An 11,415-nucleotide genomic window follows, 5' to 3' on the forward strand; every position below is an offset into this window, starting at 1 on the left:
TTAGTCGAGCACAGGTTTTGAATATATAAATGATTTTCTAATAAATATGAAGACTAAATTCTTCATACTTTCTACAAATACTTTGATTATAGTGAACGTGAAATGAGTTTTCGAATTAATACATCAGTTTAAGAGGGGGAATCAATAATGCGAATAAAAATGAAGATCACGGCTTTAGCGATTAGTATATTGGTTATCAGCGGTTGTAGCAATGCTAATTCACAACCAGATGAGGAAATAGATCATTCCATGATGAATGATGAAGAGATGGATCATTCCATGATGGACATGGATGACAACATGATGGAAGGTCATATGAGCCATGATGAAGTTGTAAGTTTAAATGACTCAACAGGGGAGAATGAATTGAACATTCCGTCCGAGCTTGAACGCGATGATGAAGAAGGAATTGTCTACACTGTTCGAGCACAAGAAGGGAAAACTGAACTATTCGATGGGATTGAAACAACGACGTATGGCTATAACGGAGCGTTTTTAGGACCGATGCTACGGCTTGAAAAAGGCGAAACAGTGAAGATTAGAACGATTAATGAACTTGACGAGAATACAACATTTCATTGGCATGGGCTAGAAGTAGCTGCGGAGGCAGATGGTGGGCCGCATGATGTGATTAAATCGGGAGAAGAAAAGATCATTGAATTCGAAGTCGGACAAGAAGCGGCAACATTATGGTTCCATCCCCATCCAGAAGGAAAAACCTCTGAACAGGTCTATAACGGACTTGCAGGATTGATTTATATCGAAGATGAAAATGGAAAAAGCCTTGGATTACCTAGTGATTATGGGATAAATGATATTCCATTAATCTTTCAAGATAAAACATTTGACGATGAGAAACAATTGAATTATAGCGCTGCCATGAATGATGACGGAACAATAGGCGAAACGTTATTGATCAATGGAACACTCAATCCTAAGTTGACTGTAAACAAAGAGAAAGTACGTCTTCGTTTATTAAATGGATCTAATGCAAGGAATTTCACATTCAAATTAAATACAGGGGATTCCTTTGTTCAAGTTGCTACAGATGGAGGGTTCTTGAATGAACCAGTTACTTTAAATGAGGTTACACTGACGCCTTCCGAACGTGCGGAAATAATTGTTGATTTTTCACAGCTCAATACAGAAAATGACTTGGCATTAATAAATGAGGATGGGTCTATCCTTTTACCATTTGAGGTTTCTGATCAAGATGGAGTGGTGAGCGAGATTCCAGAAAAGATGAATAATTTCTCATTAACAGAAGAAGAGATGAATTTGCCAGTTACAAAGGAAATAGAACTCTTTGGGATGATGGATCAGGTAACAATAAACGGAAAGAAGTTTGACCCGGAACGAATTGATTTCACACAACAGCAGGGGGTCACGGAAGTATGGGAAATTTACAACAAACCGGACATGATGGGCGGTATGATCCACCCATTTCATATTCACGGAACGCAATTTAAAATAATCTCCAGAGATGGTGTTGAACCACCGGAAAATGAAAGGGGATGGAAAGACAGTATTTCCATCAAACCAGATGAGCGGGTAAAAATAGCTATCCAATTTAAGCATAAGGGGGTGTATATGTTCCATTGTCATATCCTCGAACATGAAGACAACGGCATGATGGGACAAATAAAAGTGGAATAAAACGCGACTGATTGAAACAGCTAGTGTGTCTTTGTTCACACTGGCTGTTTTTAAAATTATAAAGGTCTGGATTTCTTACTCATCGCTTTCAAATCTCTCGCGAGGAACTAACTTAATAAAATTTTATAAATTGTGACAGATTACAACGGTAACCATTCTTCATAGTTCCATCACATTTTATTACTAAACTATGCAAAGAGAATAACTAAAGGAGGAACCAATGAATAAGAAAAATAAACGGTTGCTCATACGATCAACTGTATTACTTGTTATAGCAATTGCGGTAGGTTACATGCTTTATTATAACTCATTTTTCGACAGTAATACTGCTGTACGAGTAGGGGACGAAGCACCAAACTTTGTCTTAACAGACTTAGATGGCAATGAAGTAGAGCTAGGCGATTATCGAGGGCAGGGGGTATTTTTGAATTTTTGGGGCACGTACTGTCCACCATGTGAAAAGGAAATGCCCTATATGGAGAACCAATATGCCATCTATCAAGACAAAGGTGTTGAAATTCTTGCCGTAAATGTAGGAGAACCGGAATTGACAGTAAATCGGTTCGTACAACGTCATAATTTAACTTTTCCAATTCCAATGGATAAGGAACGACAAGTTTTAGATCGGTATGGGGTGATTCCTCTTCCAACTACCTTTTTAGTCAATTCAGAGGGAATCGTTACTGAAATCATTACAGGAGGAATGACAGAATCTCATATAGCTGGATATATGGAGAGTATTAAACCATAGGAGTGATTATGAATGAATGAATTACGCTGTTCATGCGGACAGCAAAATCCCCATGGCACAATTTTATGTGGGGGTTGTGGAAAACCATTAGAGGAACAAAGTAAGAAGCAATCGATGTTAAATATGCGCTATGAGGGAGCAGCTAGACGTTCTCAAACCTATAGCAAAACATTTATTGATAAAATATGGAATTTCTTTTCTTCTGTAAAAGTAGGGGTATGGATCATTATCCTGTTGTTAGTAGCTTCATCATTAGGAACGATTTTTCCGCAAGAGATGTACATCCCACCAACAGTTAACCCGTCAGAATACTATCACGATGAATATGGTTTTTTGGGGCAACTATACTACGAACTTGGTTTTCATAATCTCTATGATTCATGGTGGTATTTACTGTTGATGGCGGCCCTGACCATTTCTCTCATTATTGCTAGTGTTGACCGCTTTTTCCCTTTATACCGTTCGTTAAAAAATCAACGAGTCAAAAAGCATATTAATTTTATGAGAAAACAACGCCTTGTTAGTGAAACACCTGATAAGGGTTCGTCTGATAATGAGGAACTGGTAAAGTTTTTGAAAAGCAAAAAATACAAAGTGAGAACAGATGGGGATGCGATTCTAGCAGAGAAAGGACGCTTTTCCAGATGGGGTCCATATGTGAATCATATTGGTTTAATCATCTTTTTAATTGGTGGAATGTTACGCTTTTTTCCTGGTATGTTTGTTGATCATAATCTGTGGCTTCGTGAAGGGGACATCGAGGTGATTCCAGGCACAAACGGGGAGTATTATTTGGAAAACGAACAATTTTTAGTTGAATTGTACGATGAGGAAGACGAAGTCTTCCAAGAGGCTATTCAAAGAAGTGGTGGGGCTGTTGTAAAAACGTATGAATCGAGTGTGACGTTATACAAACGTGAAGAGAATAGTCTAGTCGGTTCAGTTCCCGAACTTCAAGAAATAGAATCGTATCAAATCCGAGTGAATGATCCATTCAAATTTGATGGTTTTGCGCTCTATCAAGTCAATTACAAGTTGAATGAACTCAACAAAATGATGTTTACTCTTGAAAATGGAGAGACTGACGAAACAATAGGGGAATTTACAGTTGATCTTTTTAATCCAGATGACATGTACCAATTATCAAATAACTACACGGTAGCCTTAAAAGATTACTTTCCAGACTATTATTTGAAAGATGATGTTCCGAGTACTAAGTCGCCAATCCCCGATAATCCTGCGTTTATATTTGAAGTAAATAGTCCTAATCAGAATAGAAATGAAGTAAGCTTTCTAACGATTGGTCAAAACTTTGATCCTACTGACGAGAACATCTACACAATTAAACTAGCAGGTCTTGATATGAAAAACGTGACAGGTTTGACCGTCCGAAAAGACTATACTTTACCAATTTTATTCGTTGGGGGATTCATATTCATGATTGGCTTAGTTCAAGGAAGTTATTGGACACATCGCCGAATATGGATCAGTCAAGAGGAGGACAAGGTGATACTTGCTGCTCATACAAATAAAAATTGGTTTGGTATTAGACGAGAGATTGATGAAGTAACAGATCGATTTGGGCTTAAAGAGGTCGTGGATAGAGACGAAGAAACACCAAAAGGAGAGGAATTATAAAATGGTTGAATTAAGCAGTAACTTATTGCTCGCCGCCTTTATTATCTATATTGTTACATTAATTCTATTTTCAATTACGTTATCGTTTGAAAATAAAGAATTTAAGAAAAGGGCGAAAAAGTGGGGATGGATTAGCTTTGGTCTTGCTTTCGTAGGTTTCCTATCGCAATTAGGCTACTTTATTACGAGATGGATCGCTGCTGGACATGCCCCTATAAGCAATATGTTTGAATATACGACATTTTTAGGGCTAACGATCATTTTTGCATTTCTTATACTCTATATCCTTTATAGAAAATCCATCCTTGGAATTTTTACGATGCTAATTGGTATTATTATTATTGCCTATGCTTCAGTGTTTCCAAGCGATGTCTCACCACTCATCCCAGCACTCCAAACGTATTGGCTCCAGATTCACGTTATTACTACAGCAATCGGACAAGGGATTTTAGGGATTGGTTTTATCGCTGCACTAATCTATTTAATACGGGTTGTCGATCAGACAAAGAAAACGAAGCAAACGTTTTGGCTTGAGGCGATTGTTTTTTCAATTACCTGTACCATTGGTATTGCAATCACTGTTGGACTTTTCTCTATCAATAATTACTCTGTTTCTTTTAACTGGGTTAACGAACTTGAAATAGAAACAGAGATAACATATGAGTTACCGGCAATTGTCGGACCTTATCAAGGGGAATTGGTTGCCTCTGATCACGATCGATTTGGGCCATTGTTTGACATCCCAGGTTGGATGAATGGAGTCGAATCCCCACGAAAGCTTAATACGTTATTATGGTCGATTTTCTCAGGAAGTTTACTCTACTGTGCTTTACGATTAATCTTAAGAAAACGCATCTCCGCAGCGATTCAGCCGCTTTTGAAAAAAGTAAGTCCGCAGTTATTTGATGAGGTTAGCTATAGGTCGGTATTGATTGGCTTTCCAGTTTTTACATTAGGCGGCTTGATTTTCGCAATGATATGGGCGCAAATTGCGTGGACACGTTTCTGGGGATGGGATCCAAAAGAAGTATGGGCATTAATTACTTTTCTTTTTTATGCTGCGTACTTACACTTACGTCTTTCAAAAGGATGGCATGGGAAAAAATCGGCATGGTTATTAGTCATCGGATTCGCCATCATCATGTTTAACTTACTTGCCGTAAATCTTGTTATTGCAGGGCTACACTCCTATGCATAAAAGGGGGAGTTTCTTATGAATGATGTAACGGTATTATTAGCATTTGCAGCTGGAGTGTTGTCTTTTATATCTCCATGTAACCTACCTCTCTATCCAGCTTTTTTATCTTATATAACAGGAGTTTCTGTGGATGATTTAAAGCAAAAAGAGAAGGGCTTATCACCGACTGCCATTCTGCATACGTTTATTTTCATCTTAGGATTTTCGACCATCTTTATCGTACTTGGGATGTCAACGTCATTTGTAGGTGAACTATTCATAAAGTATAACAACATGATTAGACAGATAGGGGCTATTTTCATCGTTGTGTTTGGACTCGTGACCATAGGTGTGATTAAGTCTTCTTTATTGATGGGAAACCATCAATTTCGGTTTAAAAATAGGCCCACTGGGTATATTGGAACGTATATCATTGGTATAGCATTTGCTGCGGGGTGGACACCCTGCATTGGACCTATCTTAGCATCAGTTATTGCCCTCAGTGTGGCTAACCCTGGGTCAGGAATGATGTATATGGGAGCGTTTAGCGTTGGATTTGCTATTCCGTTTTTTGCGATGACGTTTTTTATTGGGAAAATGAATTGGATTAAAAAGTATATGAACCTCTTGATGAAAATAGGTGGTTCACTAATGGTATTGTTTGGAATCCTGTTATATTTCGACAAGATGACCTTGATTGTTTCTTATTTAGTTAATAATGTTTTCGGTGGATTTATGGGGTTTTAGTAAGAGAAATCTCTGTGTTAAAAGTTTATGATTATGTGAAAAACCAAGAGACAAATATAGAGACCTTCTACAGATACTAGAGAATATACAAATTGAGTAAAGGGAGTCTTGTCCCAAAAGGATGATTTTAACCTTTTAGGACAACCTCTTAAAAACATTGAAAGGAGAATTTTGAAGAGAGGAATGATGAATCTATTTTAAGTGTAGAAACTCTATTTCATTTGTCAGTTTCGGTAAGTCTATAAACGGATTGCGATTTCCTTGAATTTCAAAGATTGCTTTATTTCGGTGCTTTTCATATTCGGTTGCTGGAAACTGCTCATGCCAATGATATAATAAGGGTATATCAATTCTCCTACGGTATTTTTTTCTTATTCTATTGGGATATCGCAATAAAAAGTAGAGCATTGCTCGCGCGACAGTCCCTTTACCGGATTCGGGTTCAAATCGTCTGAAATCATATGTACCACAATGATCACGGATGCTTTTATTTGAAGTATTTATTTTGAATTCAAAATAAGGAAAATTAGATCGGACATTATTACATTTTGGTTCACAAGCAAATAAATGGTGTAAGTCACCTTTCATTGGTTCTCTTGCTTTATACCATGATTGAGGTACAACATGTTCAGCATTAAAACGATGATCTCTTGAAATCATCCTGACTTGACGTTCAATCTCTATCTTTGGAAATCTATCTTTCATGATGAGTTGTTGATAACGTTTAAAGCGCTTTTGAATCGTTTTGAAATCCTCTTCAATCACTTTTTGAGGGCTAAAATGTTCTCCTGAATAGATGCTTTTTAATTGCCCATTGGGTTGAAGATCAACCCAAGTATACAAATATTGATCCTTACTTACATAGTATGGGTGCCTATATTTATGAGTGTTGGTTAAAAGCTCTCGAAACTCATGGAATAATTGAGAAGGTGAAGCATCTTTAGAGATATTACAATAATATTGATCAATCCATATTTGATCTGTTTTTTTATCATAATATAATTCATAATTTTCTTTAATTTTTTCTTGTTTGTTTACTAAGTCCAACAATAGAACGTCAGAATCGCATTGTTCCATACAATGTAATTCATCTAACTGACTTTCGATTAATCCATTTTGATTCATTGTTAACTCCTTTTCAATGACAATATAAGAGGAAGATTTCTATTTTATTATATGGGGTTTAACATAGACATTACTTTAATTTTAGCATGGTTCTTTTAAAGAAAGTTAGTAAATCGCTGTACTAAATAATGAATCCTTTGTTAAAAATAAAAAATACCGAGCTAATGAAAGGGGAAAAAGTATGAGTACGCATGATCATCATCACCACCATCATAAAGAAGAGCAGGGGCATAGTCATCATCATAACCATCATGATCAACACGGACATCACGGACATCACGAACATATGATAGAGGATTTCAAAAAGAGATTTTACATATCTTTAGTGTTAACGATTCCGATTTTACTTCTGTCTCCAATGATTCAAATGTTTTTTGGGGTTGATTGGCGTTTTAATGGGGATATGTATATTTTATTTGCATTATCATCTATTGTTTTTTTCTATGGTGGATGGCCTTTTCTTACAGGTGCCAAAGATGAATTAACTGAAAAAAGCCCTGGGATGATGACGTTGATCACGTTGGCGATCATTGTCGCATACGTGTATAGCTCAGCTGTCGCTTTTGGCTTTCCTGCAGATGACTTTTTTTGGGAGTTAGCGACATTAATTGTTATTATGCTTCTTGGTCACTGGATTGAAATGCGTTCTGTTATGGGCGCATCTAAGGCTCTTGAAGAGCTCGCAAAATTAATGCCGTCAGAAGCAAGTATCATTGATGAAAATGGAGATGTAACAGTAGTAGACGTTACTGAGTTACGTCAAGGGGACCGTGTTTTAGTTAGACCAGGTGAAAAAGTCCCTGTAGACGGTGAGATCATTGATGGAAAGTCAACAATTGATGAATCCATGTTAACAGGTGAATCAGTTCCAATCGAAAAAGAAGTTGGAAATGAAGCAATTGGCGGTTCGATTAATGGTGAAGGTTCATTAACGATTGTTGTTAAGAAAACAGGAGAAGAAACGTATTTATCACAAGTCATCACACTTGTAAAAGAAGCTCAGGAATCAAAATCTGAGGCACAAAATCTTGCTAACAGAGCTGCGAAGTGGTTGTTTTATGTTGCACTTGCTGCTGGTTTGATTACATTCATTGTTTGGATGGCATTAGGTTATACTGTGTCCTTTGCAGTTGCAAGAACGGTCACTGTACTTATTATTGCTTGTCCTCATGCTTTAGGTTTGGCGGTCCCTCTTGTCGTTTCTAAGACAACTTCCATTGCAGCTAAAAAGGGTCTACTTATTAGAAATCGAACTGCTTTTGAAAATGCACGCTTAACAGAAGCCATCGTTTTTGATAAAACGGGTACATTGACACGCGGGGAGTTTGGTGTAACGAATATTGGAACTACGGGATCCTATTCAGAAGACCATATTTTATCTTTAGCGGCTGCGGTTGAAGCACATTCTGAACATCCTCTTGCTCGAGGGATTATTGAATCTGCAAAAGGAAGGCAATTGGATATCCTTCCCGTCCAAAACTTTCAATCTTTAACAGGTAAAGGGTTAAGAGGTGAAGTAGACGGACATGAAATTATGGTCGTGAGCCCAGGATATGTACGTTCTGAAAATTTATCATTTGATGAAGGACCATTTAATGAATGGTCAGAAGAGGGCAAAACGGTTGTCTTCACCCTTGTAGACGGGAAAATTGGCGGTATGATTGCCCTTGCTGATATCGTGCGTGACACTGCTAAAGAAGCGATCACTGAATTGAAAAAACTAAATGTGAAATCAATTATGCTGACGGGTGATAATAAAAAAGTAGCACACTATGTTGGAACGAAACTTGGGATTGATGAAATTTTTGCGGAGGTTCTTCCTCATGAAAAATCGGATAAAATCATGCAGATCCAAATAGATGAAGGCCTAAGAACGGCAATGACTGGTGATGGAGTAAACGATGCTCCCGCACTTGCAAAGGCGGATCTCGGAATTGCAGTAGGTGCTGGGACGGATGTGGCGATTGAAACGGCTGACGTTGTCCTTGTCAAAAGCAATCCTTTAGATGTCCTAAATATCATTAAGCTCTCAAAAGCAGCTTATCGAAAAATGGTTCAAAATCTGTGGTGGGCAGCAGGCTACAATATTCTTGCCATTCCGTTAGCTGCAGGGGTTCTTTATTCGGCAGGTATCGTATTAACGCCGGCAGTTGGGGCCATTCTAATGTCATTAAGTACAGTTATTGCGGCGATTAATGCGAAACTGTTAAAAATCGATTAATCTAAAAAATCCGGTATGTTGGGCATATCGGATTTTATTTTGATCTATGATCATCTAAGTTTAACTGCCTATAGTCCTTTACAGATACTGTTGTGACCAAATTTCTATCTTATTTCAAAACATTTTAATGAAAATAAAATTTTGGTATTAAATAACCTTTTTGTAAAATAAAGTGTACCCTTTGTAAAGGTTAGTGTGATTTTATGAAGCCATTTGTCTGCATATGTTGGCACAAGAGCGACAAATATTAGCACATTCTTTGCAATGCGCATCTTGAAATTTGTCACATTCTGTGGCACAAGCATCACACATGGTGGCACAAAGGTTACAGAAATTCTTGGCACTTTGGCTATTTCTAGCCATAAGAGCTACGGCTTGAAAACAAATTTCAGCACAGTCATTTAAGTGTTGCATACATATAATACGTGCTTGAACATCTGGTTCCTGCAGGCATGCTGTATGACATTCTTCACAAGCCCGTGCACACCTTAAACATTCTTCAATACATTGATCCATATTAGACGGTGAACTAGAAAGTACTCCCAACAACCAACACTCCTTTAATAATATTTAACAATCGTATTATTCTCGAATTGAATGTAATTATGCATAAAAAGTTAATGAAGTGTTGCTGCAACCGAAAAGACATATGGGAAGGCAATAATATCTTGTCCAAATTTAAATTCGGCCCAAAGTTTATAGATACCAGCCTTTTCAAATTTTGCTTCAAATATGGTTTCATTATTTGATTTTGGATGAACATGAATGAACTTTTCTGCCTGTTTATCAATAATTACAACATGACCCAATGCACCTAAATAAGGTTCAGGTATAGCATTTTTTATTTTAAATTTTAATTCAATACTTTTGTTAACTACAAAATGTCCATGTTCCATTTCAATGTGATATCCTTGAATTTCCTTTTTATTTAGTGTATCAAGTTTTAATGGTGATTTTTGTTTATTTTTATTACTACTGTTGATAGCTATGGGCTTTATGACGTAGTCTTTTCCCTCTACAATAATATCAACAAATACTTTATATTCCTTTTCGTTACTTAAATTAATTTCTTGTTCAAAGTGATCTGCATCTAATTTTTCTGGATGCAGATGGAAAAAATCCTTAAGGTCTTCACTAACTATAATTAAATGCATAAATTTTTCATGATTTTTAACTAATTTTATTGGTGATTTGATGTCATCTACATTTTCTATATAAATAGTTATCAAATTGTCTTTATAAGAAACGGAAACGTTAATTTCATTATTTAAATTATGGTTTTGCAGTCCGTTTTGATGTTGCGAATGATGGTGTTGCTCCATACTATCTCTCCTCAATAAAGTTTAATTTTCTCGCTAATACTCGTGTATTCTCCAAATTTCACTAACACCAAATAGTAATCTCACCAGTACTACTGGATAGAAGTAGAACGAATTAAAATTTCTTACAGGAGATAATCCATCCTAACGTCCAAACTGGTATAGTTTGGTAATTGAGTAGTATGACCGTGCCTATAAATCTCCACGCTACTCACGGTCGCTAACCCTCCCATGTCTCTCCGGATTGGTATCCATACCTTCCTTCGTCCTGCGTATCCATGAGGTGGAGGTCGGATAAGCTCCTTTGCTGGGTCATAAGCCCGTATGGTGAAAATAAACTCCGACTCTGCACTATTGGTGTTTGTTATTTGTAAGTATACAGATGATGCACGGCTTTACATGGAGTGGCGGGCATGGTAGGCTTCCTTAGCCATGGGCGAATCATTGGATGACTCGCCGCTTCGCCAAGGAGCCATGCCCGCAGAGGCTCCGTGTCAAGCCACTTTGGGTGATCTGCTTTCTAAGGTTACACTGCCTGTAATCCATCCATTTGAGGAATATTTTTTATTAATCTTGAACCATCAAATTCACACTGTTTTTGACCAATGACAAACAACACACGTAGTAACTTACAACACAAGGCAATCAAAGATTGTTGCTTTTTCAAAGGGCGTTCAGGGCGTTTCGTGTAATAGTGATGCAGGGCTTTAAATGTTGAATTATGGGCGACAAGGGGACGAATCGCTAAATATAAGGCTCGGCGTAATCGTTTCCTTCCTCG

The 11,415-nt window shown here is 37.3% G+C and carries 9 protein-coding genes and 1 pseudogene; 6 read left to right on the plus strand and 4 right to left on the minus strand.

Features of this window, described 5'->3' with window-relative positions; translation table 11 throughout:
* Window positions 1-147 precede the first annotated feature (147 nt).
* The 5 genes from ABMB67_RS18105 (at window position 148) to ABMB67_RS18125 (ending at window position 5,969) form a co-directional block, all read left to right on the plus strand.
* Window positions 148-1,656, plus strand: a complete 1,509-nt coding sequence (locus ABMB67_RS18105; RefSeq protein WP_354572938.1) for a multicopper oxidase family protein — start codon at window positions 148-150, stop codon at window positions 1,654-1,656.
* Between the two features lie 220 nt (window positions 1,657-1,876).
* Window positions 1,877-2,407 (plus strand): thiol-disulfide oxidoreductase ResA, encoded by a 531-nt coding sequence (gene resA / locus ABMB67_RS18110; RefSeq protein ID WP_354572939.1) that lies wholly within the window; start codon window positions 1,877-1,879, stop codon window positions 2,405-2,407.
* 12 nt (window positions 2,408-2,419) lie between these two features.
* A complete protein-coding gene (resB, locus tag ABMB67_RS18115; protein WP_354572940.1) occupies window positions 2,420-4,045 on the plus strand; it encodes a cytochrome c biogenesis protein ResB in 1,626 nt (541 codons plus the stop codon).
* A gap of 1 nt (window position 4,046) precedes the next feature.
* A complete protein-coding gene (gene ccsB, locus ABMB67_RS18120; protein WP_354572941.1) occupies window positions 4,047-5,243 on the plus strand; it encodes a c-type cytochrome biogenesis protein CcsB in 1,197 nt (398 codons plus the stop codon).
* 15 nt (window positions 5,244-5,258) lie between these two features.
* Window positions 5,259-5,969 carry a cytochrome c biogenesis CcdA family protein gene (locus ABMB67_RS18125; protein ID WP_354572942.1) on the plus strand — a complete coding sequence of 237 codons (711 nt, stop codon included), beginning with the start codon at window positions 5,259-5,261 and terminating at the stop codon, window positions 5,967-5,969.
* A gap of 192 nt (window positions 5,970-6,161) precedes the next feature.
* Here ABMB67_RS18125 and ABMB67_RS18130 read toward each other — a convergent pair whose 3' ends face one another.
* Complete coding sequence (locus tag ABMB67_RS18130; protein ID WP_354572943.1) at window positions 6,162-7,094, minus strand: endonuclease I family protein; 933 nt, start codon at window positions 7,092-7,094, stop codon at window positions 6,162-6,164.
* A 181-nt stretch (window positions 7,095-7,275) separates the two neighbouring features.
* Here ABMB67_RS18130 and ABMB67_RS18135 point away from each other — a divergent pair, with 181 nt between their 5' ends.
* Window positions 7,276-9,315, plus strand: a complete 2,040-nt coding sequence (locus tag ABMB67_RS18135) for a copper-translocating P-type ATPase (protein ID WP_354572944.1) — start codon at window positions 7,276-7,278, stop codon at window positions 9,313-9,315.
* A 201-nt stretch (window positions 9,316-9,516) separates the two neighbouring features.
* On the opposite strand, the gene ABMB67_RS18140 is transcribed toward ABMB67_RS18135, so the two are convergent.
* From ABMB67_RS18140 to ABMB67_RS18150, 3 genes and pseudogenes are all read right to left on the minus strand, one after another.
* Window positions 9,517-9,831 carry a four-helix bundle copper-binding protein gene (locus ABMB67_RS18140; protein WP_354572946.1) on the minus strand — a complete coding sequence of 105 codons (315 nt, stop codon included), beginning with the start codon at window positions 9,829-9,831 and terminating at the stop codon, window positions 9,517-9,519.
* Window positions 9,832-9,932: 101 nt separating this feature from the next.
* Entirely contained in the window at window positions 9,933-10,637 is a 705-nt protein-coding gene (locus ABMB67_RS18145) for a DUF8832 domain-containing protein (RefSeq protein ID WP_354572945.1), read from the minus strand.
* Window positions 10,638-11,160: 523 nt separating this feature from the next.
* A pseudogene (locus ABMB67_RS18150) lies at window positions 11,161-11,415 on the minus strand (IS110 family transposase); the annotation flags it as partial.

This window comes from Halalkalibacter oceani (genome assembly GCF_040544555.1).
Lineage (GTDB): Bacteria > Bacillota > Bacilli > Bacillales > Bacillaceae_D > Halalkalibacter > Halalkalibacter oceani.

Bases quoted from the DNA above. Each gene is read 5' to 3' on its own strand.
- ABMB67_RS18105 (WP_354572938.1), top strand. From the start codon at position 148: ATGCGAATAAAAATGAAGATCACGGCTTTAGCGATTAGTATATTGGTT.
- resA (WP_354572939.1), top strand. From the start codon at position 1,877: ATGAATAAGAAAAATAAACGGTTGCTCATACGATCAACTGTATTACTT.
- resB (WP_354572940.1), top strand. From the start codon at position 2,420: ATGAATGAATTACGCTGTTCATGCGGACAGCAAAATCCCCATGGCACA.
- ccsB (WP_354572941.1), top strand. From the start codon at position 4,047: ATGGTTGAATTAAGCAGTAACTTATTGCTCGCCGCCTTTATTATCTAT.
- ABMB67_RS18125 (WP_354572942.1), top strand. From the start codon at position 5,259: ATGAATGATGTAACGGTATTATTAGCATTTGCAGCTGGAGTGTTGTCT.
- ABMB67_RS18130 (WP_354572943.1), bottom strand. From the start codon at position 7,094: ATGAATCAAAATGGATTAATCGAAAGTCAGTTAGATGAATTACATTGT.
- ABMB67_RS18135 (WP_354572944.1), top strand. From the start codon at position 7,276: ATGAGTACGCATGATCATCATCACCACCATCATAAAGAAGAGCAGGGG.
- ABMB67_RS18140 (WP_354572946.1), bottom strand. From the start codon at position 9,831: ATGGATCAATGTATTGAAGAATGTTTAAGGTGTGCACGGGCTTGTGAA.
- ABMB67_RS18145 (WP_354572945.1), bottom strand. From the start codon at position 10,637: ATGGAGCAACACCATCATTCGCAACATCAAAACGGACTGCAAAACCAT.